Below are 24,796 nucleotides of genomic sequence, written 5' to 3' on the forward strand. Positions count from 1 at the left end.
GAACCCCTTATCCAATAATCATTTTGCCTTCCGGATACCTGTACAACTCTTTACCCTTTTTCTGTCCGAGTGCATACGCGAGCGTAATTGGTCCAAGACGTCCGGCAAACATAGTGAAACAGATCAAAAGCTTGCCGATCGTGGTCAGCTTCAGTGTAAGCCCCATAGATAAACCTACAGTACCGAAGGCGGATGTTGTCTCAAATAATATCATTAAAAAACTGCTGTCTTCCGTCGTACTAAGCACCATCGTAACGGCAATAATGAGCAACAGTGCAAGCAGTGTAATCGTCAGTGCTTTGAAAATCCGTTCCTGTAGAAGCCGATATCTGAAAAAAACGATATCTTCCCGTCCCCGCATCATGGCAATGACAGCTCCGGCCATAATCATAAATGTGGTTGTTTTAATGCCGCCTCCGGTAGAACCAGGGGAAGCACCAATAAACATTAATATAATGATGAAAAATTGCGTTGCCTGCCTCAGGCCAGCAATGTCTACCGTGTTCGCCCCTGCTGTTCTTGGGGAAACCGACTGGAAGAACGAACCGAGAATTTTACCACCCCAGTTCAGACCACCCAATGTCCGGGGATTGCTGAATTCAAATACAAATATAACCAGTGCTCCAAATATGATTAACAATCCTGTTGTCAGCAATACCACTTTGGAATGCAGCGACAGCTTCTTCGTCCTCCGATACTCCACCAGATCAGACAAAACGACAAAACCGATTCCTCCTGCAATAATAAGGAACATGGCTGTAAAATTTACGAGCGGATCATACACATACCCGGTTAAGCTGCGGAAATCTCCGAACATATCAAACCCGGCATTGTTGAACATGGAGATGGCATGCCAATATCCATAATAGATGGCCTGCCCCATTGGCATATCGAACGACCACCGAATGGCGAACAACGTGCCACATATGCCTTCCAATATGAGCGAGTAGATCACAACCTTGCGAATAAGGCGGACAATCCCCTCCATCGTGCTCTGATTCATCGCTTCCTGCAAAATCAACCGCTCACGCAGAGAGATCCGCCGTTTGAATGCAATCGCCACCAGTGTCGACATCGTCATAAAGCCAAGGCCGCCAATTTGAATCAGGATTGCAATTATGATCTGACCCAACGTCGTAAAATGAGTACCCGTATCCACCACAACCAGCCCCGTTACGCAGACTGCGGAAGTCGCAGTGAAGAGTGCGTCAATAAAAGGAAGGCTGACCCCGCTTCGACTGGATGTCGGAAGCATCAACAGAAGTGTCCCGAGCAATATAATACCCGCGAACCCTAGGACCAGAATTCGGGGTGGCGATAGACGCATCCATTGAACATTCATTTTCACTTGAGTATCATCCACCTCTGCCAAAAAGAAAATGACCCCACGACGTGGAGCCTTTCTCCGAAGCGCTTTTCCACATGACTTGACGGAATAGCCAAGCACTTGGAAAGCTTCATTTCGGAGTGTACACATGTATGATTTTCGCTGTAACACATATACATTAGGTTGGAATACCTTTTATACATTCTATTCGTTCCCTTGTTAGCCTAATGACATGCAGAATATTGGACATTTGATTCAAAATTATAAGCGCTGCGACGTTTGTATACAAAACGATTTTTGTGTAAATAGCATCGAATTCCGTCAAAAAGGGAAAAACTCAGATATGGCGATGGATAGATCAGATTGTTTCGATCATTTTCATTCGTTTTCATGCATTTGCACCACTTCTCGTTTCGTCATTGGCATTCGGGGCTTGGGCTGTGCTATCTTTACTTTAATATCCATATTAATAAAGGAGGAACAATATTAAATGAATCCCTTAGGGCAGCCTTTGGTACTCAAAGCTAACTTCAAGCGTTTAGGGTTGCTTGCGGCGATTGGCCTGATTCTGTTTTTCGTTTTTCAAATCTTTCCTGCCACCTCATCGCAAACGACTGATATCCAGTCTACTTCCTTCATAAGCAAGGAGAAAGCGGCGGAGTCGGCACGATCTTTTGCAGCTTCTCTACCTGATTATACCCTTCCGTCAGATACCGGAAACGAGCTTGTGACCTACCAAACCCATTCCGACATCTATGGGTATATGGCCAAAACCAAACAGTTAGAAACCTATAACAAGAAATGGGAAACAACCTATCCTTACGATGTGTACCGCGTTCGTTTGCCCGATCAGGACAAAGGCGGTTATTTGAATGTTGACGTACATATGAGAACAGGAAAAGTTGTCGGTTTCAAGCGCGAACTGCCGTCTTCCCTGTATGCATCCATTGAGGCAGAGCAGGACAAAAGCAAAGTAAATGCTGCCCAACGTTTAGCTGAAGATAACCTTTCCCTAAATGAAAAAGAGCAGCTTGCCGCTGGCGTACTTGGCGAATTCGGGTATAATGTGCCGAAACTTCAACTGGACACCCGTGAAGAAGAAGCGGGGCTTCAATACACAGATAATGAAAAGCAAATTGGAGATTCCAAGCTGGAACTGAATTTTACGTTTGAAAACGGAGCCGTTCGCTCCTTCGAATCGGTCTTCTCGGTTCCTACCTCCCATACCGACTATGTACAAAATCAGACCCGGCAAGCCAACTGGATGACTTATGGTGGTTATGCTTTCCTGACCTTTGTGCTTGGCGTGCTCGCGATCATCTACAGTATTCTGACGAGAGCACACACGTCATTCAAACGCGGAATCGTTCTGTCTCTGGTATACTTTGCGGCTTCCGTGATTGGCACACTGAACATGATTCCGCTCTTTCAGGCGCAGGGGCTGTCTAACTTTATGCTGACCTTCCTGATGGTGATGCAAGCTGGGATAACGCTAGTCATGAGTGCAACCATCTATCTGTCGCTCGTTGCCGGTGACGGCATGTGGCGCAAAATCGGTCTGAATCCTTGGCCTCGGGCCAAAGAACCCGGATATGGCAAATATGTACTGCACAGTATGTATACAGGATACTTATGGGCGTTGATTCTGCTGGGTGTGCAATCCGTACTGTTCTTTATTCTGGAACGGAGTGTTGGAAGCTGGTCAACAACATCGGCTGACCAGTCCACATACAACATGAGTTATGCCTGGATCTTCCCGATTATGGCCTGGATGGCCGGGATCGGTGAGGAAACGGTCTATCGTCTGTTCGGGATCCGCATGATGCAGAAGGTTGTACGCAATACGTTCATTGCCTGCCTCATCCCAACATTGATCTGGGCGCTGGGGCACACCCTGTATCCGATCTATCCAGTCATCACACGTCCGATAGAGCTGACCGTCATCGGACTTTTGTTCAGTCTGATCATGCTGCGTCACGGCTTCATCGCCGTTGTATTCGCACATGTTATCTTTGACAGCCTGTTGATGGGGCTAAGCCTGATCTTCATGGGTGATGCACTGAACATTTCCGCCGGGCTCTTCTGGATTGTGCTTCCCGCCATCGTTGGTTATGTCATCTACAAACTGAATCCAAAACAAAAAGAGAAGCCGTATGTCACGACTCCTCATCACGAAGTGCTGCAATAATCTGATTCGCAAGCTTGTCACCAATAGATAGAGGCCGGAAGTCTTCGACGCTGGCCTCTTTTATTTTGCGTAAAGAGCCAAAATGCTTCAACAGCAGCTTGCGCCGCTTTTCTCCGATCCCCGGAATGGCATCCAGACGGGAAGTCACCATCGATTTTCCACGTTGCTCACGGTGGAACGAAATTGCAAAACGGTGGACCTCTTCCTGAATCCGCTGCAACAGGTAGAATTCCTGACTGTCACGCGGCAAGGAGATGACTTCCGGCGGATTGCCGATCATCAATTGTGAAGTCTTGTGCTTCGCATCCTTCACCAATCCACATACCGGAATAAACAATCCCAATTCATTCTCCAAAATGTCCACGGCTGCTGAAATCTGGCCTTTGCCTCCATCGACAACAATCAGGTCAGGCTGGGTCAGATTTTCTTTCAATACCCGCTCGTAACGGCGACGGATAACTTCTCTCATCGTTTCATAATCATCCGGTCCTTCAACCGAACGGACCTTGTACTTCCGATATTCCTTCTTATCCGGTTTACCATCGGTAAATACAATCATGGCAGATACCGGGTTGGTACCCTGGATGTTCGAGTTATCAAACGCTTCAATACGGTGAAGCTGATCCAGTCCAATAAAACGTCCCAGTCCTTCAGCAGCTTTCGATGTCCGTTCTTCATTCCGCTCAATTAGGCGGAACTTCTCTTCCAGTGCCACACGTGCGTTATCCACGGCCATGGTGATCATCTGCCGTTTCAATCCACGCTGCGGAATGTGGACTTTGATTTCCAGCCATTCCTGCAATGCTGCTGCGACCTGAGAAGGATCTTCAAGACCTGGAGGCTGTTTATCAGCCGATACATCTTCCTGAGCAACAGCGTCTTCCTGGATAACCATCGCAGTTTCTTCCGCTTCTGCTTCGGGTTGGATATCGCCATAAGCTGCACGGGACTCGGCAACACGTAGCTCAATCGCAGAATCTTGCGCCAAGTGCGTTGTCTGTTCTGACTCGACTGTCACGGCCGCAGGTACCGCTCCATCAGCTTCGGATATATCATCCGCACTATCGTCACCAGCTCCCAGATCTTTTGGCATTTCCGGCAGTAAGATCTCCTGTGGCAATGCTGGATTATCACTGTAGTACTGGGTCACGTAAGACATAAAATCACTGTATGCCTCGCCATAAAACGGGAACGTCGATACGTGGCGTTCGATCATTTTCCCCTGACGCATATATAGAATCTGGACACACATCCAGCCTTTATCAATGGCAAAACCAAACACATCGCGGTCTCGGGCATCCGCCATCGTAATTTTCTGTTTTTCCATCATCGCATCAATGGCAATGACCTGATCCCGAAGTTCCTTGGCACGTTCAAAATACAGATCCTCAGCCGCTTCCTGCATTTTGCGCTGTAAATCCTTCTTGATCTCCTCATGCCCACCGCTCAAAAATGAACTGATCTCCTGGGAGATCTCATCATACTGCTCCTTGCCCACTTCTTGCACACAGGGAGCGAGGCACTGTCCCATATGATAATACAGGCATACTTCCTTCGGCATCACGCCGCATTTGCGTAACGGATACATCCGGTCAAGCAGCTTTTTCGTTTGGTGTGCCGCATATGAATTCGGATAAGGTCCAAAGTATTTGGCTTTATCTTTGAGCACCCGCCGGGTCACTTCGAGTCGGGGATGCTTTTCATTCGTAATTTTAAGGTAAGGAAATGTCTTGTCATCCTTGAGCAACACGTTATACCGCGGCATATGTTTCTTGATCAGGTTACACTCCAGAATGAGTGCTTCCATATTGCTGCCGGTAACGATATATTCGAAATCACGGATTTCGGACACTAGGCGCTGTGTCTTCCCATTATGACTGCCGATAAAATATGATCTTACGCGATTCTTTAGCACTTTGGCTTTACCTACATAGATAATAGTACCTTCACTGTTTTTCATCAGGTAACAGCCGGACATGTCGGGCAGTAAAGCCAGCTTGTGGCGGATCTGCTCTAGTGCCTTCTCCTGCTCCTGCACGTTTGTAATGAATTCATCCATAATTCGGTGGGTCCTCCTTCCCGAAAAAAGTATAAATAAAAGGTTACACTGTACCACTCCGATTGCAGTACGATCTTCCGATCGCCGTTATCCCCGGATTTTCTATGAGTTCCTTTCTATATTACTTGAACTAAAAGATGATTCACACTGACACTACGATGACAGAACAACCTTCCAATCGCTGTTATCCCCAGATTTTTTCGATTCCCTTCTTTCAAAGGGAAAATCCGGTGATAGCGTATGCTTCCGATGCAGCTTTCTTTCAGAAAGCTTTAGGCGAACGCTTCGCTTTTCCAGGTTTTTTCTGTCCTCTCCGTTACTGTGTAAATAATTAGTTCCATTAATATATATGGGAGAAGTCTTGGGATAAAAACAAGCGCTGCGCTTCTCCAGATCGGCTCTGCACTCTACGTTATCGTGTAAAAATAATTATACTTTATATTGTCCTATATAAAAGGTTTCGACGCAAAACGCCCCCGGCGCATAACCGGAGGCGTATGTGAAATCTTGATCAATTATTGGTGTTTTTCGATAATTCCTTTGAGAGCATCTTTTGAGTTCAGACCAACCACTTTATCAACCGGTTGACCATCTTTGAAGAAGATCAATGTTGGAATGCTCATTACGCCGAAGCGGGAAGCGGATTCCGGATTTTCGTCCACATTGACTTTAGCAATTTTCACTGCATCGCCAACTTCGGTGGACAGCTCTTCCAAGATTGGAGCGAGCATTTTACAAGGACCGCACCAAGGCGCCCAGAAATCAACAAGAACCGTTCCTTCGCCTTCGACTTCAGCGTTGAAGGATTGATCGGATACGTTAACAATAGCCATGAAATTGTCCTCCTTATATATACTTACGGTTTATTTTAACCTGTAACGTCGCGAACGACACTTCCAGTATAACACAGCTACTCTAATGTTGTGAAATGAACGGATCAATGTTCATCTTCCCAACATCAAATCTTCACAATTGAAGAACTTGCAGGTTCACTGCAAAATCTTTACAAACGCTTTCTTTTCCAAGTATACTAAAATTACTCCGGGCTTCAGCTACCTGTAAGGGCAAGCTGTTATCCCCATAAGGAGGCAATACCATGGATGCAAATGTGCGGATCAACGACCCGCGTGAACATGTGAACGAGGAACCCCGTAATGATTTGTTTGATCTGATAGCGGGTGTTGCTGGCATGGCCGGCCTGATGACGGTTATCTTTTTCGGAATGGTGATTTTCAAATTTATCACCGAATAGGATCTTCAGGCTGCACGCAGGCCAAAAAAGCCCGGTTTTCGCGACAATGCGAAAGCCAGGCTTTTTTTGGGACTATATGAGTAAAAATAGATCAGATCGGTAATATAAATAGGAATTAACGTTTACCACGCTGATTCTCACCCGAACCGAGATGACATCAACAAACGGACGAATCCGGTCCATCAAACGCTGGCCTTTGTTCATTTCCTCGCCATCCCGATTGGTGAAGCTAAGATGTTTCTCAAGCCCCTCCAGATTGTAATTGGACGTGTAAAACGTAGGTTTGCGATTCATACGGTAGTTCAGAATGGACCCCATCACATGATCCCGTACCCACGAATTCAGATTCTCTGCCCCGATATCATCAAAGATGAGCAGATCACAGCTTTTCAGAATATCCGTCGTTTCCTTCAGCTTGTTTCCTTCACTAATCATGGATTTCAGATCCTCCACAAAATCAGGCATGTAGATAATAACACCTGTGTGGCCCACAACCGCGAGTTCATGCAGCAGATAACACATCAGAAACGTCTTGCCCGTTCCAAATGATCCTTCCAAAAACAGTCCTTGCGGAGACAATCCATTCTCCTTGGTGTCGTTAATATAACGCAGAACCTGGTTCACCGCCGGAGCACGCATCCGATCCTTGCCCATAATTTCCACATCGTTATATCCTGCATTGAGCGCACGCTCGTCCACATAGAAACTGCGGATTCTTTGCTTGATAACATGCTCATTTTGCCGTGCGATATGTTTGGAACAAGGCGCTTTTTTATCTATAATTTCGGGTTTACCGTTAAAATGCTCTACTTCCAGTTTGCAAAAGTGACCCTGGAAATCGTTAGGACAGTTGTCGAGCCCCGGACAGTTCGCACAGTTCTTCGAATCTTTGGCATACTGATACAGCTTGCTCAGATCGGTAATAAGCTGTGCATCTTTCAGTTCAGGATGACCTGCTCGGAATTCGCGTACGTACGGATCTTCCATCAATTCCGCCGCAATCCGCCGCGACTGTTCACGAAAGGAAGGATTCAGCTGCTGAAGCAGTCCTCCCAAGGATTCCATGGCTTCAAGCCCCCTTAATAGTTTCAATATAGAATGAACAATTGAATTTTACGATGACCATCATGATGGCAGGGTAACCTTCGATCGCTTGTAATTCTAATGTTCATTCTATATAAACTTGAGGAATAACTCAACATTTTCAGCTGGAAAAAGCATTATCCATTCCATGACAGTACGCATAACTTCAGGTAGAGCTATACACAAAGATTGACCCGATCACACTTGCAAAATTATCTACGCAACCCCACCGTAACAATCTCACAAGGTCCCGCTTGAAGAGCCCATTCTTTGCTGATCAAGGCAGTGGAAGATTCATTTATAACTGAAGAATTCAGCTTACCTGTCTCTTCCTCCAGAATGTTGCTCTGATATGCATCTTCCAATGCTTGCGGAATGGACTCAGAAGCAGCAAACTTCAACTCAGTCGTATTAGATCTCATATTATACCAGCGCAACATCAGATCACCCGAATCCTCGTTCACCTTCAGTGAAGAAAACGCCAGACCGTCCCCTTGCCACTCAAACGGTGTGTTGCTTGGCGTCAGGAAACCCGGGTGTACGTTCGTCTGAGCCACAGTCCATGGAATCTGGAACTGGTAAGCTTCATTGTACGCTCCGGATGTTGCCCCGTTCCCGTCATGAGGGATAATCTCCAGCTGGAAGGAATGCTCGCCGAGACACTGAGCTTCCGGTGTCGGGAACAATCCCCAGTCTCCAAGCTCTCCCACGGCACGAAGCAGTGTTACGGCAATCGTATTCCGTCCATCCTCAAGAACCTCATATTCATTCAGCCCCAGATTGGCTACAACTAACCCAGCCTGATCCTCGCTCACATCAACAAAACTTTGCTGATGCTGGGTGTTGCTCGGATTCTGCCATTCCGGTGCAGGCGTATTATCACGAGTAGCAATTTCGAACATCGAGTCTACGTAATGAACAGCCGCTGTCAGATCCGTCGGGAAGAGTACCCGCACCCGATGATCCTTCGCCTGATTGTTGAAGGTTGTTTCGAGCTTGATGCCTTTTCCACTGCGGCTTAACGACACAATGGTACGGATTTTGAGCGTAACCATTTGTTTGGAACGTTGAGCTTTGCGATGCGGATAATAGATCAGTTCCCGCTGCTCACGATCGAGCGTTTCGTCGGCGGATTCAGGAATTTCCCAATGATGAACAATTTCGTACGAAGCTCTGTAAGGCGCATCTTCGATAACCCGAATTTCTGCCTTAAGATCTTTCGTAGTCAGTGCTAATTCGTTCTCCGGTTGCTTGAACATATACTCATTTCCGATATCACCGACATTTTCATACACACCAAGATCTTTATACATCCGGCCTGTCCGTTTATCCGTGAGTGCAAACGAGCCGTTGTCTGCAATATTTACGATAAAATATTCATTTTCCATGCCACGCTCACCACGCAGCAGTGTATTTGAATTCGCAGCATTGCTGTCCATGCGGACCAAGGCATACGTCTTCAGGCCAAGTGCAGGCACATTTTCTGCTTCAAACGTAATGTTGACCCGACGGCAGCTATATGGCTGACGGAATCGATCATCAGGCAGATCATAGCCGAATTGCAGACCCAGATCCTCTACCGTACACGGAACTGGTTTGCCTTCTTCATCCACCAAAATACGACCTGACAGGTCAATGGCGTTCATTTTGGCTGCCATATCTTCCAATGAGAAACCGTCGCGGAAGTACAAACGGGCCGCATCCAGTTCAATCTGAACCACACCGCTGCGCTCCCATCCCGAAGTGTTAAACACAACCACTGGCCGCGCTTCATCACCATATCGTTCAAATGTTGAAGTATCCACAGCTGCAGCGATTTGGCTGGTGCTATCCTCAATCAGGGCCTCAGCGACATGACGGCTCTTATCAAACCGTGTGACCATCTCGCGATGTACTTCGTCTACGCTACAGCCACAGATGCTGTCATGCGGATGATTCTGCATCAACGTTTTCCAGGCATAGGTAAACTGATCATGCGGATATGAATGACCCAACAGGTGCGCGAACGAAGCCAGTGGCTCAGCCACTTTTTCCAACATGGCTTGGCCCAGTTGGTTCATCTGTTTCAGATAAACGCGTGCGGAAGCCGTGTTCACCAGAGTGCCCCAGCCATCAGTACGCTGGCTGCGCAGCTCTCCTTTTACAACAGACAGCTCCTGAACCGCAGATTCTTTCAACGCTGACAGATAGTCAGGGAAGTTGGAGTGAACAAACTCGATATCGGGATACAATTGTTCAGCCATACGGATGGCTTCAGGCAGATCCTTCTGAATCGGCTGGTGATCACATCCGTTCATGTATAGCAATTCATTGGTCGATGCATACTTCTCCGCGTCCGCTAGCTTGGTTTCCCAGAACTTGCGAGCTGAAGCTTCGTCCACCGGAACTTCATTCCCGTTAGAGTACCAGTTGGCAAATAGAACACCCAGCACTTTTGATCCATCCGGACCTTCCCACATCAGCTCTGAAAAACTGGATTCGTATCCATCGTCAGACACCATGTTGTTGAAGCCCGTTGGCTTCACGCCTCGCCCGAAAAAGACATTATCGATACCTGATTGCAGCATCAGCTGCGGTGTCTGTCCTACAAGTCCGAACGTATCTGGGAAGTATCCGATCTTTGAAGGTGTTCCATAACGTTTGGCATCACGATGTCCAACCTGCATATTACGTACGTTCGCTTCACCACTGGTCAGGAACGCATCCTGCAAAATATACCAAGGCCCAATGACAATACGGCCATCACGAATATGTTTCTCCAGCCGTTCCTTCTGCTCAGGTCTAACCTGAAGATAGTCATCGATGATGATCGTCTGGCCGTCCAGATAAAAGCTCTTAAAATCTGGCCCCTGATCGAGCTGATCCAGCAAGGCATCCACTAGTTGCACCAATCGCATATGATGTTTCTCATACGGCAAATACCATTCCCGATCCCAGTGCGTGTGAGAAATAATATGCGCTCTCTTCGATTTGCTTGTCGGTTTAGTCATTGAATTATTCCCCCTCTACCTCTTGTTGTACAATCTCTACCTCATCCGGACGATACACGGCTTGCAGCTGTCCGGCAGCATCTGTGGCAAACAGCACGGAACGATTTTTCTCCAACAGGAGCGTATATATGACTCCGGTACGCGTATCTCTGACTTTCACCTCATGATCCAAAGCAAACTCCGATACAAATACGTACAGATTCCCTTTCGGGAAGCTCAACTTCCGGCCATAAATCCCTGCAAGTTCACCGCCAGATATCCATTCCAGTTCATTCTCAATGCCAGCCACTTCTGACGCATATCGATACAGGTCAGCCAGCGGCTCATCCCGGCCGTTCAGCTCCAGCGGCAGCGGGCTCCAGATCAACTTGCCTTTGCCTAATGGCAGTACTACTACTTCATCAGGTGTATGATTCTCCGCATGAAGCAACGTTTCCTTCGCCACCTCGGCAATCCGGCGACGACCATACGTGACGCGGTGATTCACCCCGTTAATATTCAGCATTTCTTCTCGCTGTACGTTACCCAGACTGCGCTGGCCGACAAGATGATCTGCCCGATCACTTCTCTTCCAATAAGCATCCAGTCCAAGCGGCCCAGTGATAAGTAGCGTAGCTCCTTCATTCTCCGCGAAGTTCAGCAGTTCGCTTAACGCATCGCTGTCCATGTTGTGCGGACTCGGAACCATGATCAACTTCGGTGGTTGTTGCTTCAACGCTTCCAAATGATACTCGGATACAGCCCGGAATGGCTGCTTCAGCTCATAAGCCATTACACGCGTCAATTTTGTGGTTGCATCGTAGGCCAGGGAACGGTTCGAGAAATCGTTGGAATACGGGAAGACCACCGCAATTTCCTCCAGTTCGCGATCGGTAAACAGGTCTCGAATCTGCTCCATGAATCGGCCAAAATCGTAAGACACATCGGCTTCAGGTTTTTCTGTACCATCCGCTCTCAGCGCTCCAATATGAGATTCATTGGCATTATCCATATAGAAGTTCGTATTCCAGATCCATTGCACAGCTCCGGCACCGCCTGTTGAGAAGGCATAGGCGTATTTGCGCTCCAGAATGCTGTGAAGCTCTTCCTCTGTGCGTTTGGCCCGGCCATCCGGGGTTTCCACATACATGATACCTGTCTCCTGAATGAGATTAGGTTTATGTGGTGTTTTGGCGAAAATGCCGTCCCAGATCAGATCATCGTTGAGCCACCAGGAATGCACCGTTGTATAGTCCACTTCATTCTCATAGAAGAATGGTGAAGGCCGCTGTGCTCCAAGAGCTTCATCCTGCCCTACGGTAACCAGATGATGGGGAACAAGATCCTTGATCGTGCCTACAAGCTCTCTCGCCCAAACATTATGCATCTCCATCGAGAAGAGACAGTAATCGAGCCAGCGTGTTCCTTTTTTAGCCTTGTGCATGTCCTGTACATCGAAATTGATCTCTTCCGGTTCAGGAATGACTGCTGCTGTAAAGTCAGGGAGCTGCTTAGGTGACATGTTCCATGCCTCCTGCAACGCTTCAATCGTCTGATGCCGCTGCTGAAGCCACTCGATAAACTCCTGCTGTTCATATGAATCTCTTGCCGAACGTGGCCCATCGGAGAATATGCGCACAGGATCAAACATCGACGGTTCATTAATCAAGTCCCAGTCCACATGTGTGGAATGTCTGTGACGACTAACAATGCTGCGAATGAAGCGTTTCTGTGCATCTACGCTCTGCGGGTCCAAATATGGATTTGTTCCTTCCCAGGTCTCGGGTGTAAAGGAGAAAAAGGTGAACGTCACTTGAAGGCCATGCCGTTTTGCCGTTAACAGGAACGCATCAATAGCACGCAGTACATCCTCGGACATGTGACCATCCACCTGCATCATGTTGCGATAGGCAGTCCAGATTCCGGTCCGAATCCAGTTAATGCCGGCTTTCGCCATCTGTGCCATATCCCGATCCCACACATCCGCATTAGGAAGGAACAGGAATTTCCGTGCCACGTCAGAGGTCATGTAGGTCATACCAACAACAGGCAACGGACGACCGTCTTTGATAAAATAATCTCTGCTGCGTGTAATGACTTCCCCTTCTGCCAACAAGGCTGCGTCCTGACCCCAGAAGCCCTGCCGCAGTATGCGAACTTCTCCATCCGGTGCCTGAACACGACCGACGATTCGATACAGCCCGCTCTCGATTGAAAAAGGAAGAAGAATACGTTCAAAACGCTGTTCGCCGGAAAGTTCCATCTCCAGTTGATGATTCCATACCTTCTCTACCGTGCCGTTTGTACGATCTTCCCGTTCAACTGTTAGATCAAACGTCCAAAGTTCCGGCTCACTTCTTCTGCTACCCGCACGCTGTAGAATTTGGGTTTGGAGGATTAGTGAAGCTCGTTCACCCAGTTCATACGAAGCATAGTTCGGCTTCAGAGATAGCTCGGTTACACCTTTGGCGCAATACTGCGCCCAGTTCACCATTTCGGCTGCTCCGTTCTGTTCCCAGAAGGTAGCCGTCAAAGGCAGATGAACAAACAGCCAGCGCGAACCGGCAAACGTACTGCGGGAGTTTTCCCATAATACGATTGGGGCAGCGATGCTGCGACCATCCTTGCTGCGGCCGCGGAGCAGCGGAGAAATCTGCGTGCTCATCGGACCTGAGGAACCCATCTGATGTGGCAAATCGCTTGTTTTGGTTGTATGAGGTACCAGATTCCACGTATCCGCACTCTCGAACAGTCCCTCTTTGCCTGCAAGAAGTGGAATATCTTCTGAGGAAGTTAGTGAATCCACTTTGACTGCGGATACCTTTAACGCCTCATGAATATAAAGTTCCTGATGATACGCCGTTTGTTCCGACTCGGAAATCCATGCCCCATTCTCCTGACGAACAGGACGTTTGAATGGTGCGCCACCAATGCTGATCAGACTTCCCCCCTGATGAAGAAAAGCTGCGATTTCGGTCCAAGCGGATTTAGGAAAATAAGGCGCATGCAGGTTCACGAAACATCCTTCACCTGACGTTGTACTCAAAGCCGAAGCCAATTCATCCGCGCCCACAACGATGACCTCTTCCGATGCTTTCCACGAATCAAGAGCACCTTGCGTTGGCAAAGTGCCTTCCACCGGAAACGTTGGATCAGAGAAAATAATCAGCTTGGTTCTCTTCACCTGTGCGCTACTCATAGCAAACCATCCTTCATGGATTTATAGACCAACTGGGAGAACAGGCTGTTGGACCAAGCAAACCATTTTCTCGTAAAAATCGTCGGATCATCGGCATGAAAACCTTCATGCATATATCCTGTATCTGCATCCGTTGCTTCCAGCATCTGAATGATTTCGAGCTTCTCTTCAGCAGACTGGGCCGTCAATCCTTGCATGGACAGACCCATATGCCAGATGTAATTGGGCGGTGTATGCGGGCTGCCAATTCCTTTGGCAACTTTGCCTTCGTAATAGAACGGATTCTCTTTGCTGAGCGCAAAACGTCTCGTATTCTGATAGATCGGATCATCCGCTGTGACGTAACCAAGATAAGGAATGGACATCAGTCCCGGTGTACCCGCATCATCCATCAGGCAGTAGTTGCCAAAACCATCCGTCTCATAAGCATAGATCGGGCCAAATTCAGGATGGCGGTAAATACCGTACAGCTGAATACCATGATCTACTTCGGCTTCCAGATCCTTAAGCTCCTGCAGGAACTCCATATCCCGGAATACCCACTCCGCGAACTCCTGCATCTGACGCAGGGCAACGACGGCAAACATATTGCCTGGAATGTTGTAATGGAAATCACACGCATCATCACTGGAACGGAAACCGGACCAGATCATGCCTGTGTAATTGACGGGCATACCTCGTCCGTTATTACGAATTGAATCCGTAGCAATGCCGTTATTGCGGGTAAAGCTGTATGGTGATTTCTCCATGTGATGCTGCTCCACTCGGAACAAATCCACGATTTTGCGCATTGCGGCTTTGAAGCTGGAATCGAAAATATCCGTCAGTTCAGTTTCTTTCCAATATAAATAAGCGAGACGCACGACAAAGCACAAAGAATCAATCTCGAATTTGCGCTCCCACACCCAAGGTGACATCTCGGTCACGTCGGTGGTGTTCCAGTGCCAATCATTGGCTGTCTCGTTGAAGGCGTTGGCATACGGATCAATATGAACGTACTGGATGTGGCGCTTGATCAGACCACCAATAATGCGTTGCAGGTCTTGATCTTCTTTAGCAAATGGAATGTAATGCACCACTTGCTCCACGGAATCCCGTAGCCAGGAAGCTGGAATATCGCCAGTGATGACAAAGGTCGTGCCGTCATCCATTAATTTCGTTGTTGTTTCAATCGTATTCGGGAAACAGTTCTTAAATAGTTGAAGCAGCTTCGGTCGATGTGCCAGCTTCTGCTCCGCTTCTTCCATTACAGCCTGTACGGCTTGTGGCAATGCAACAGGTGGCATCGGTATTTTGGGTAGTCTGAATTGTTCCATGAATGAGTGCACTCCTTAAACAAATTGAATGGTGTAGCCGTAGCAAGATCAGCTGAGAACATTCACACTAGCCACTACGATGACAGAATAACCTTCCGATCGCTGTTATCCCCAGATTTTTTGATTCCCTTCTCCAAAAGGTTAAAATCCGGGGATAGCGTATGCTTCCGATGTAGCTTTCTTTCAGAAAGCTTTTAGGCGAACGTTTCACTTCTTCAGGTTATTTCTGTCCTCTCCGTTAACGTGTGAATAAAAAGCTGAGCTTACATAGCTCAATATATTTCAAAAAGGTTTACCGTAATAGCACGGTTTTTATTTCGTAAGGTTTAAAAGATAATGTAATCTGACCATTGGTGCTATCCAAAGGCTCGCCTGCTTCTTCCAAAGCATTGGAGAGATAAGCTTGCTCAAATGCATGCGGCCATTGCAGCGTCACACGTTCACGTGTTCCCGAAGATTCATAGAAACGGAGCACTGTACCGTTTCCTGCCTCTGCCGGTTTGACCGTATCCAAGATGACATGGCTGCTATCGAATTCAATCCATGCTCCAGTTGCCGGGCGTACGCCTGCGTTCTGGTCCACCTGATGCACAGGCACTTCATGGTTTAATTCGGCCGCCTGACGTACCGTATGTGCACTTCTCCAGTCGCCTTCATGTGGATACAGGGAATAGGTGAAGTCATGTTCTCCAATATCCGCAGTCCGGTCAGGCCATCTCGGTGCACGCAACAAGGAAAGGCGAATCGTGCTTCCCTGTACGTCGTATCCATATTTGCAATCATTGAGCAGACTGACGCCATATCCGTGCTCGGCGACATCTGCGAAGCGGTGTCCGCACACTTCATACTGAGCTTGCTCCCAACTCGTGTTGCGATGAGTCGGACGCTCCAATGCACCGAATGGAATTTCATAGGTCGCTTTGGAACTCACTACATCGATTGGGAAGCCCACTTTGAGCAATTTATGATCTTCATTCCAGCTTACATGGGTCTTGAAATCGATCCGTCGATTGTCATGATAGAACACCATATCCTGTGTAATCACAGACTGGTGAAGCTTCCACTGAAAACGAAGTACGTCCTTCGTAGTACCCGCCAAAACCAGTTTTTTCTCCACAAGCTCGACTTCTCCAGCAACCTGAGCCTCATAACGGCTGTCGATATCCCAGGCATCCCAGAGCGTCGGACGGTCATGGAAAAAGTAAAATTGATTGCCGCATTCACCCGGCTTCAGAATCTCACGTTCTGCTGTCTTATCCCACAAGCGGGATATCTCGCCACGCTCGTTAAACTCCACATGGTAATACGCGGTTTCCCACGTATCTGTAAAGTTCTTTTGCCCGGCAATGCTCGCCATTTCCCGTACATTTGTTTCCCTTGCATTTTCCGGTACGAGCCAAATCGTCTTATGACCAAACGCTGGAATATCCGTCACCAGAACCGAAATTTGGCCATCTTCCCGATCCATGCGCAAACGCTGACCTTCTTCATCTATAACGTAACGATCCAATCCATCGTGCATTTGAAGTTGAACGACTTCACTTCGATTCCAACCAAGGCTGTTGAACACAACATAAGGAACAGAACCCTCTGGCCCCTGCGTGTTAATCCCCCTCGTTAATGCAGCAACACCTTGATTCAGTCCTGCTCTACCCAATTCGAATACCCGAATATACTCCTCATCCGACGTTACATAGGATTCCGTTATGGCCGAACCAGGGATAATATCATGGAATTGATTCAGCAAAATCAGCTTCCATCCATCATGCAACGCCGAACGCACTTCAGCATCCTGCTGCGGCTCCATATCCGGTAAGGCAAGTGTGTTCCAGAGCTCCGCTTCGCGATAAAGCACCTCAGCCTTCCGGTTGTTGCGCTTATTGCGACCATGGGTCGTATAAGTACCCCGGTGAAGCTCCAGATACAGGTCGCCATGCCACTTCGGAAGATCAGGCTGCGCCTTCTCAATTCCGGCAAAAAAGGCTCCGGCGGTACTATAACCATTCTTCGGCTGTCCCACCATCAACTCGGATCGATCCACGTACTCCAGCATCTCTCGTGTCACGCCGCCGCCACCATCACCGTGCCCGTACAGAAGCATATGCTCAGGATGCGATGCTTTCTCGCGGTAAGACTGCCAATGATCATGAATGTCCTTCGGCAGCGTATGCTCGTTGACGCCATGATTGAGATAAGACAGGATGGCCGTGCCATCAATGCCTACCCAGTGGAAAAGATCATATGGAAACACGTTCGTATCATTCCATCCGAGCTTGGTCGTCATGAAGTACTCGACATTACCATGCTTCAAAATCTGAGGCAGGGAAGCACAATAACCAAATGTATCTGGCAGCCATTCAATCTGTGATGTTTTGCCGAACTCCTCCATATAAAAGCGCTGACCATATAACATCTGACGAATCAGGGATTCCCCGCTCGGAATGTTCAGATCCGGCTCAACCCACATCCCGCCAACTAGTTCCCAGCGTCCTTCGGCAATGCGCTTCTTCACCCGTTCATACAGCTCGGGGTCATGTTCCTTCAGAAAAGCATACAGCAAAGGCTGACTCTGGGAATAAATATAATCGGGATATTCATTCATGAGTGCATCCACCGTGGAAAATGTACGACTGGTCTTGCGCACCGTCTCACGTACAGGCCACAGCCAGGCAATATCGATGTGCGATTGCCCCACCATATGCTCCAAGCCTTCGGCGTTTCCACCAATCTCTCGCACTTCATGGATCAATCTTTCTTCGATACTGTGGATGCCATTCCCCTGCTTGACAGCCTCTTCTGTCAGACTCACGAATTGATCCATCGCCCGATAGATCGCTTCCAGCAGGCGCACACGGCGGAAATCACTTTCCGGCAGCAGCACCGCGGAATCACGCACAATCGTAACCGTGTACATCAGGCTACGGACAGGTTCATTCGGTCGCACCAACAAACTGCTGATTGATGTAATCGGCGGCTGAATAACCGCTTGTTGGTTCAGTGGATCTACAGGCTCGGGTACTGGATCAAATAACTCAATCTCAAGTTCAGGCTGAGCCCCTATTCGGGAAGGGTCGAGTGTTACATACGTATGATTACGATCCAGCCCCTGATAGGAATGTCCATTCACCCGAAGCAAGCCTTCCCCACCGGATTCAAATACAAGTCCGTAAGGTTCTTTCTGCCAGGAGGCAGGTACATCCAACCGTGTCCGGAAGAAATAGGTCGTTCCCTGATCACTCGGGAAACGATTCAACCCCTCGCCTTCTGGATAAGCCTTCTGATCCTCATATTGTCCTGGCACTTTATAATAAGCGCGGGTGATGTCCCAGCTGCGCAGCTTCATTTGCTCCAACCACTGACGTTCGGACAACTCGCGAATAAATCGTCTGATGCGTTCCATTTCCTTACGCCTCCTCTACCGTCAGCTCGGCGAACTGCGTATCTTTCACATGTCTCCCGATATGAATATGGAATTGTCCTGGTTCAACGACAGGCGTGAGATCACGACCGATATATTGCAGCTGCTCTGCTCCAATATGGAAGGCTACAGTCTTCGTCTCTCCAGGTTCCAAATTCACTTTTGCAAACCCCTTCAGCTCTTTGGCTGGACGAGCGACTCGGCTGACCACGTCGGATACATACATCTGGATGACTTCTGCACCTCTGCAAGACCCCGTATTGGTGACTTCCACCGATACGGTGACTGTCTCGTCGGCCGTCATCGATTCTGTACTCAGCTTCGGCTCACTGTAATTAAAGGTAGTATAGCTAAGCCCGTATCCGAATGGATAACGAGGCTCCAGATCCTCTTCCAAATAACGCTTGCCGCGTGAACGTTTGCCATTATAGTAAATCGGTAATTGACCCACATGCTTCGGTATGGATATCGTCAGTTTGCCGGACGGATTCACTTCGCCGAACAAGATGTCCGCAATGGCATGCCCACCCTCTTGACCTGGGTACCATGCTTCCAGAATGGCATCGGCATGTTCATCCACCCAAGGCTCGGTGATCGGGCGACCGTTGATATAAACAATGACAAGTGTTTTGCCAAGCTTGTGAACCTCTTGAATCAGCTCCAGCTGGACTCCTGCAAGCCCAAGCGTCATGCGGTCAATACCTTCACCACACTCCATGTCATTCCATGAGTTATCGGACACATTGGAAGCACCTGTCTTCAGATCGATCGTTCCTTCACCAAAATCACGGGCACTCGAGCCGCCAACGACCATGATGACCGTATCAGCCTGACGTGCAGTTTCTATTGCATGCTCGAACCCTTCTCTTGAATCGCCCTTGATGCGACATCCCGGTGCATAGAGTATCTGATCTTCACCATTCGATTGTCCATCTGAGCCTTCCCCTGCGTGCCCACTCTCACTTACAGCAAGCTTACTGCGGATGCCATCCAGCACCGTAGCCACTTTGGACTTCGGTTGGGGGGATGTATAATCGCCCAACTGGTTGTAGGCTTGGTCTGCATTAGGACCAATGACAGCAATTCGGCCCGCTGTTGCCGTCGACAGAGGTAACGTTGCAGCTTCATTTTTGAGCAAGACCACACCTTCTGCAGCCAATTGGCGTGCCAGTTGAATATGCTCTTCACTGCCAATGACTTCTGCTGCTCGATCGGCATCCACATAAGGCTGCTCGAATAGTCCCAGCTTGAATTTCAGTGCCAGCACGCGGCGGACAGCTTGATCCAGTACATGCATTTCAAGTTTGCCTTCCGAGATCGCTTGCACCAAATATTGTCCAAACATCTCACCGGACATTTCCATATCTATACCAGCCTGAATGGCCTGTACGGATGCTTCCAATCCATCTGCCGCCACATCATGCCCACTTGCGAGCATGTTGATGGCTCCGCAGTCCGTAATCACCAGACCGTCAAAGCCCCAGTCTTTTCGCAGAACGTCATCCAGCAGTTCCGTATTAACCGTGCACGGGATACCGTCGATTTCGTTATAAGCCGGCATAATGGATTGAGCACCTGCTTCAACAGCTTTGCGGAACGGATACAGATCAACTTCCAGCAGCTCACGCCACCCCATGTGCACCGGTCCCGCATTGCGTCCACCTTCCGAGCTTCCATAACCGACAAAGTGTTTCAGTGTAGCCGCTACCGCATCCTCTTGGTCCAAACGTTCGCCCTGAAGTCCTTGCACGGAAGCAACAGCCAGTTCGCCAATGAGATACGGGTCTTCCCCAAAGCATTCCTCAGTACGCCCCCAGCGTGGATCACGTACAACATCCAGCACCGGAGAATACGTTACCGCACCGCCTTGAGCACGCGTCTCGCGAGCGACCGCCCGACACATATCACGGTACAGATCCACGTTCCAAGTACTTCCTAAGAGCAGGGGAACCGGATAGACCGTACCGTCAATCGCCATATGTCCGTGAGAGCATTCCTCTCCGATCAGAATGGGAATCCCCAGTCTGGAATGCTCTACAGCATGGCGCTGAAGGAGGTTTACTGCTTCTGTCCCTTCTCTGGCAGACAGTCCATTTTCAAGCGTAACACCCGTCCATGGATCTGCACGAAGTACACCGTACAGGGAGCCTACGCCCCCGTTTTCCACCTGCTGCTTAAAGGATTCATTCAGCGTGATGTTCCCTTGATCATTGGTATATGTCTGCCAACCAAAAGGCTGGATGAGTTGACCCGCCTTTTCCTCCGTCGTCATTAAGCCCAGCAGATGTTCTACTCGCTCTTCCACGGATTTGCTTTTGTCCTTATATATCATCATCCTTCGATGCCTCCACCCTATAGAAGTGATTCGGTTACTCTTTGACAGCTCCGACCGTCAGACCCTGTACAAAGTAACGCTGGAAGAACGGATAAGCGAAAATAATCGGCAACGTGGCGAGAACCACCATAGCCATCCGTGAAGTATCCTGCGGGATGGATTGCATCGCCGCCAGACTCATCGAGCTGTTCGCCGAGTTCTGCTGGATGAACTGGATGCTGGACTCGATCCGCATCAGCATCGATTGCAGCGGTACGAGGTTGGGATTATCGATATATAACAGCGCATTGAACCAATCGTTCCAGTAACCGAGCGTACTGAACAATCCGATTGTCGCCAGCCCTGGCAGAGATAATGGAATGACAATCTTCATAAACGTATAAAATTCTCCGGCTCCATCAATTTTCGCGGATTCAATGACCGCATCCGGTACACTGGTTGAATAGAATGTACGCAGGATCATGATATAGAAGGCATTCATTGCAAGTGGCAGAATCAGTGCCCACACGGTATCTTTCAAATGAAGAAGTTGGGACACGACCATATAGGTCGGAATCATCCCGCCGTTAAACAACATGGTCAGAATGGCAAATATGGAGAAAAATCTCCGATAACGGAAGCTCTTGCGGGATATCGCATAAGCATACAGCGACATTAGAATCAGACTGATGATGGTACCCAGTACCGTCACCAAAATGGTTACCCCATAAGCACGCAGCAGCGTGTCACCACTCTGCCAAACAAACTGATAGGCTGCGAGACTCCATTCCTTCGGAATCAGTCGATACCCGTCACGGGCTAGTGCCTTCTCGTCCGTAAACGAGATGATCACTACAAACACGAATGGAAATACACAGATTAAAGCGAATAGTCCGGCCAAAATATTCATAACGACGTTCCAGGCATTAGATACATGATGGAAGTCGCGTTTTTTTACGATTTGAGCCACAGTGGTTCACTCCTTCCCTTGTCCTAGAATAGGCTGCTATCTTTATCGATTTTGCGTACTACGTAGTTGGAAATGATAACGAGCACAAAGCCTACAACGGATTGATACAATCCGGCAGCCGTACTCATGCCAATCTCTCCACTTGTTTTCAAGCCACGATACACATACGTATCAATAACGTTTGTAACGGAATACAGCGTACCCGAATCCCTAGGAACTTGATAGAACAGTCCAAAGTCGGCATAGAAAATGCGGCCTACGGCCAACAAGGTCATAATCGTAATGATAGGTGAAAGCAATGGAATCGTAATGTTACGAATCTGCTGCCATTTGCTCGCCCCATCAATCATCGCCGCCTCATACAGCGACCGGTCAATGCCCAGAATGGAAGCCAGATAAACAATACTGTTGTATCCAATCGTTTTCCATAGCGCTACAAAAATCAGGATATACGGCCAATACTTCGCCTCCGAATACCACTGAATCGGTTCCACACCGAACCACCCAATAATCTGGTTCAACATCCCCCGATCCATGCTCAGGAAGCTGAACGCGAAGTAACCGACAATAACCCAAGATAAGAAATACGGCAGGAACATACCTGTCTGATACAATTTGGCCAATCTTTTATTGACCAACTCTGAGAGCAGAATCGCCAAACCTACAGCGAATACCAGCCCTAACACAATAATCGTGATGTTATACAAAAGCGTGTTTCGAGTAATGAGCCACGCGTCGTTGGTGCTGAATAGGAACTTAAAGTTGTCCCAGCCCACCCATTCGCTCTTCACAAGACTTGCCCAGAAACCTTCGCGGCTGAAGCGATATTGTTTGAACGCTGCTACTGTACCAACCAATGGTAAGTAGGAAAAGAAGAAGAACCAGATGGCGCCTGGCAGCACCATGAACAGCATGACTCGGTTTCTAATCAAATTTTTCAAAAATGCGGTCATATGGAGATCCTCCTTCAGGCTTGAATGAAAAAGGATCGGGCGCAACAAGCAGCGGCCCGATCCCTGAAATTACCCTTACTTATTTGCCGCTCTCCAGGCATCAAGCTGGGTTTGGGCTTCAGCCATCACTTTTTCAAGTCCGGCTTGATTGAACTTCTCAATCACTTGCTCCAAATTGTTCTCTGGGTCCAGCGTACCTGTCATCAATGCGGCCCAGTATTGCTCTTTGACATTCTGCACTGCTGTCAGTTCCGACGACACCTTACTTGAGTCAAAGTTAAAGCTCAGAATTGGGGAATTTACACCCTCTGCATTAAACTTCTTGAACTCATCCCATTTGTTATCCGGGTCATTGTTGTTCAGATACAACAACATGTTGTTACCGAGGGAGTAAGAAGGCATATCGTAGTTCTTGGATTCAGCCAGATTTTCCATGTGCGTATCATCCACTTTTTTGTAGTGAACGCCCTCAATACCGGAATCGACCATATTGCGCAGCACTGGATCTGTATTCAACAGGTTCAGGAACTCCATTGCTTTCTCCGGATATTCGGAGTTGGACGAGATGGCCATGATTGAACCTTGTACAGACGTGTTGGTGATGATCGCGTCACTAGCTGGTGTGGAAACTACCGGATATCCGTAACTTGCCGACCATTGGTTGTCTGCAAGCGGTTGAGTTTGTGCACGATCCAGGAACCAGTTGCCTGATGTAGTCAGGTCATTGGTGGAGCCTGTTGTTGCTGCCTCTGCAGATACATAACCAGCTTTGTAGTATTTGCTCATCGTTTTGAGTGCTGCTTTCATTTCTGGCGTATCCAGAATGTTCACAATCTTGTAATCCGTTGTATCCAGTTTGATTGCCATTGGCAAATTCTGAATGACATAGTCATAAGGAACATAAGGAACGAAGTTTTTATCCATTCCAAATGGAGTCACACTTGGCTCATTTTCCTTGATTGTTTTGAGCAAAGGCTCCAGACTGTCTAACGTACGAATATTGGAGATGTCCATTTTGTATTTATCAAGCAGCGTTTTGTTGAAACGCCATACCTCTTGTTGAGGCAACTCCTTGTTAGCCGGAATTCCGTAATTGTGTCCGTCTACTTTCGAACCGCTCAGGAATGCAGGATCGATGGTTTTAATGAGATCCTGACCGTATTTAGGTAGCAAGTCATCCAGCTCCATGAATGCGCCCTTTCTGGCATTTTGAACATAATCGAATCCGCCGGAAGAAGTGAACAGGATGTCCATTGGCTCGCCGGATGCCACGTTAACTTGCATCTTTTGCGGATAGTCACCCCAGTCAACCATCTTCATCGTTACTGTGGCATTGATTTTTTCTTTGGTGTACTTGCTGACTTCTTCCATCACTTTATTAACATCTTTCTGAGGGGTACCGATGGTGTACCAGATCAGCTCGACAGCATCATCTCCTGCTTCCCCTGATTCTGAAGCATCCTTGCTTCCTCCACAGGCGCTAAGAACAACTGTAACCGCCATCAACAATGCAAGAACGAGAGAAAAACTTTTTCTTTGTTTACTCATTTCCTTGATCCTCCCTTTTCGTGTTCCCTTTAGCTCTACAAACTAACTGCTTTAACCTTATCGAATGAAAGCATTTTCAAAAAGAAGATAAACTTAATATTTCGAGGTACAAATTAAAGAGAAATCAGTACCGATTCCTTAATTTGTACCTTTTTGAATAAATCGCTTACATAAAAAAGACATGCTGAGTAACATTTGGC

The 24,796-nt window shown here is 48.0% G+C and carries 13 protein-coding genes and 1 pseudogene; 2 read left to right on the forward strand and 12 right to left on the reverse strand.

What is annotated here, in order from left to right; genetic code table 11:
- Positions 1-7: 7 nt before the first annotated feature.
- Positions 8-1,342 (reverse strand): TrkH family potassium uptake protein, encoded by a 1,335-nt coding sequence (locus AC3ITG_RS26495; protein ID WP_205525066.1) that lies wholly within the window; start codon positions 1,340-1,342, stop codon positions 8-10.
- 475 nt (positions 1,343-1,817) lie between these two features.
- On the opposite strand from AC3ITG_RS26495, the gene AC3ITG_RS26500 reads away from it, so the two are divergent.
- Positions 1,818-3,515 carry a CPBP family intramembrane glutamic endopeptidase gene (locus AC3ITG_RS26500; protein ID WP_489251833.1) on the forward strand — a complete coding sequence of 566 codons (1,698 nt, stop codon included), beginning with the start codon at positions 1,818-1,820 and terminating at the stop codon, positions 3,513-3,515.
- Here AC3ITG_RS26500 and uvrC read toward each other — a convergent pair.
- Both uvrC and trxA read right to left on the reverse strand, forming a co-directional pair.
- A complete protein-coding gene (gene uvrC / locus AC3ITG_RS26505) occupies positions 3,484-5,574 on the reverse strand; it encodes an excinuclease ABC subunit UvrC (RefSeq protein ID WP_489251834.1) in 2,091 nt (696 codons plus the stop codon). The two genes, AC3ITG_RS26500 and uvrC, sit on opposite strands and share 32 nt — an antisense overlap.
- Positions 5,575-6,089: 515 nt before the next feature.
- The gene (gene trxA / locus AC3ITG_RS26510) at positions 6,090-6,407 is read right to left on the reverse strand and encodes a thioredoxin (RefSeq protein ID WP_036605788.1); all 318 of its coding nucleotides are present in this window, start codon (positions 6,405-6,407) and stop codon (positions 6,090-6,092) included.
- Positions 6,408-6,670: 263 nt separating this feature from the next.
- Here trxA and AC3ITG_RS26515 point away from each other — a divergent pair, with 263 nt between their 5' ends.
- Positions 6,671-6,826, forward strand: coding sequence for a YqzM family protein (locus AC3ITG_RS26515; protein WP_090810527.1), 156 nt, complete (start codon positions 6,671-6,673; stop codon positions 6,824-6,826).
- A gap of 115 nt (positions 6,827-6,941) precedes the next feature.
- Here the strand turns inward: AC3ITG_RS26515 and dnaI are convergent.
- The 9 genes and pseudogenes from dnaI to AC3ITG_RS26560 all read right to left on the reverse strand — a co-directional run bounded on the left by dnaI (position 6,942) and on the right by AC3ITG_RS26560 (position 24,596).
- A pseudogene (gene dnaI / locus AC3ITG_RS26520) lies at positions 6,942-7,891 on the reverse strand (primosomal protein DnaI).
- A gap of 230 nt (positions 7,892-8,121) precedes the next feature.
- Entirely contained in the window at positions 8,122-10,899 is a 2,778-nt protein-coding gene (locus AC3ITG_RS26525; protein WP_489251835.1) for an alpha-mannosidase, read from the reverse strand.
- 4 nt (positions 10,900-10,903) lie between these two features.
- Positions 10,904-14,077 (reverse strand): beta-galactosidase, encoded by a 3,174-nt coding sequence (locus tag AC3ITG_RS26530; RefSeq protein ID WP_489251836.1) that lies wholly within the window; start codon positions 14,075-14,077, stop codon positions 10,904-10,906.
- Positions 14,074-15,393, reverse strand: coding sequence for a glycoside hydrolase family 125 protein (locus tag AC3ITG_RS26535; protein ID WP_489251837.1), 1,320 nt, complete (start codon positions 15,391-15,393; stop codon positions 14,074-14,076). Before AC3ITG_RS26535 ends, AC3ITG_RS26530 begins: the two co-directional genes overlap by 4 nt.
- A gap of 292 nt (positions 15,394-15,685) precedes the next feature.
- A complete protein-coding gene (locus AC3ITG_RS26540) occupies positions 15,686-18,793 on the reverse strand; it encodes an alpha-mannosidase (protein WP_489251838.1) in 3,108 nt (1,035 codons plus the stop codon).
- A gap of 4 nt (positions 18,794-18,797) precedes the next feature.
- The gene (locus AC3ITG_RS26545) at positions 18,798-21,146 is read right to left on the reverse strand and encodes a glycoside hydrolase family 3 N-terminal domain-containing protein (protein WP_489251839.1); all 2,349 of its coding nucleotides are present in this window, start codon (positions 21,144-21,146) and stop codon (positions 18,798-18,800) included.
- A 34-nt stretch (positions 21,147-21,180) separates the two neighbouring features.
- Positions 21,181-22,035, reverse strand: a complete 855-nt coding sequence (locus tag AC3ITG_RS26550) for a carbohydrate ABC transporter permease (protein ID WP_413379814.1) — start codon at positions 22,033-22,035, stop codon at positions 21,181-21,183.
- 83 nt (positions 22,036-22,118) lie between these two features.
- Entirely contained in the window at positions 22,119-23,048 is a 930-nt protein-coding gene (locus tag AC3ITG_RS26555) for an ABC transporter permease (RefSeq protein ID WP_489251840.1), read from the reverse strand.
- Positions 23,049-23,123: 75 nt separating this feature from the next.
- Positions 23,124-24,596 carry an ABC transporter substrate-binding protein gene (locus AC3ITG_RS26560; RefSeq protein WP_413373453.1) on the reverse strand — a complete coding sequence of 491 codons (1,473 nt, stop codon included), beginning with the start codon at positions 24,594-24,596 and terminating at the stop codon, positions 23,124-23,126.
- Positions 24,597-24,796: the final 200 nt, after the last annotated feature.

The sequence above is a fragment of the Paenibacillus sp. GL_099_B genome (genome assembly GCF_057835695.1).

What these genes read in the sequence shown, in the direction of transcription:
- AC3ITG_RS26540 (WP_489251838.1), bottom strand. Translation starts at nt 18,793, where the DNA reads ATGGAACGCATCAGACGATTTATTCGCGAGTTGTCCGAACGTCAGTGG.
- uvrC (WP_489251834.1), bottom strand. Translation starts at nt 5,574, where the DNA reads ATGGATGAATTCATTACAAACGTGCAGGAGCAGGAGAAGGCACTAGAG.
- AC3ITG_RS26545 (WP_489251839.1), bottom strand. Translation starts at nt 21,146, where the DNA reads ATGATGATATATAAGGACAAAAGCAAATCCGTGGAAGAGCGAGTAGAA.
- AC3ITG_RS26500 (WP_489251833.1), top strand. Translation starts at nt 1,818, where the DNA reads ATGAATCCCTTAGGGCAGCCTTTGGTACTCAAAGCTAACTTCAAGCGT.
- AC3ITG_RS26530 (WP_489251836.1), bottom strand. Translation starts at nt 14,077, where the DNA reads ATGAGTAGCGCACAGGTGAAGAGAACCAAGCTGATTATTTTCTCTGAT.
- AC3ITG_RS26550 (WP_413379814.1), bottom strand. Translation starts at nt 22,035, where the DNA reads ATGAATATTTTGGCCGGACTATTCGCTTTAATCTGTGTATTTCCATTC.
- AC3ITG_RS26495 (WP_205525066.1), bottom strand. Translation starts at nt 1,342, where the DNA reads ATGAATGTTCAATGGATGCGTCTATCGCCACCCCGAATTCTGGTCCTA.
- AC3ITG_RS26525 (WP_489251835.1), bottom strand. Translation starts at nt 10,899, where the DNA reads ATGACTAAACCGACAAGCAAATCGAAGAGAGCGCATATTATTTCTCAC.
- AC3ITG_RS26515 (WP_090810527.1), top strand. Translation starts at nt 6,671, where the DNA reads ATGGATGCAAATGTGCGGATCAACGACCCGCGTGAACATGTGAACGAG.
- trxA (WP_036605788.1), bottom strand. Translation starts at nt 6,407, where the DNA reads ATGGCTATTGTTAACGTATCCGATCAATCCTTCAACGCTGAAGTCGAA.
- AC3ITG_RS26535 (WP_489251837.1), bottom strand. Translation starts at nt 15,393, where the DNA reads ATGGAACAATTCAGACTACCCAAAATACCGATGCCACCTGTTGCATTG.
- AC3ITG_RS26560 (WP_413373453.1), bottom strand. Translation starts at nt 24,596, where the DNA reads ATGAGTAAACAAAGAAAAAGTTTTTCTCTCGTTCTTGCATTGTTGATG.
- AC3ITG_RS26555 (WP_489251840.1), bottom strand. Translation starts at nt 23,048, where the DNA reads ATGACCGCATTTTTGAAAAATTTGATTAGAAACCGAGTCATGCTGTTC.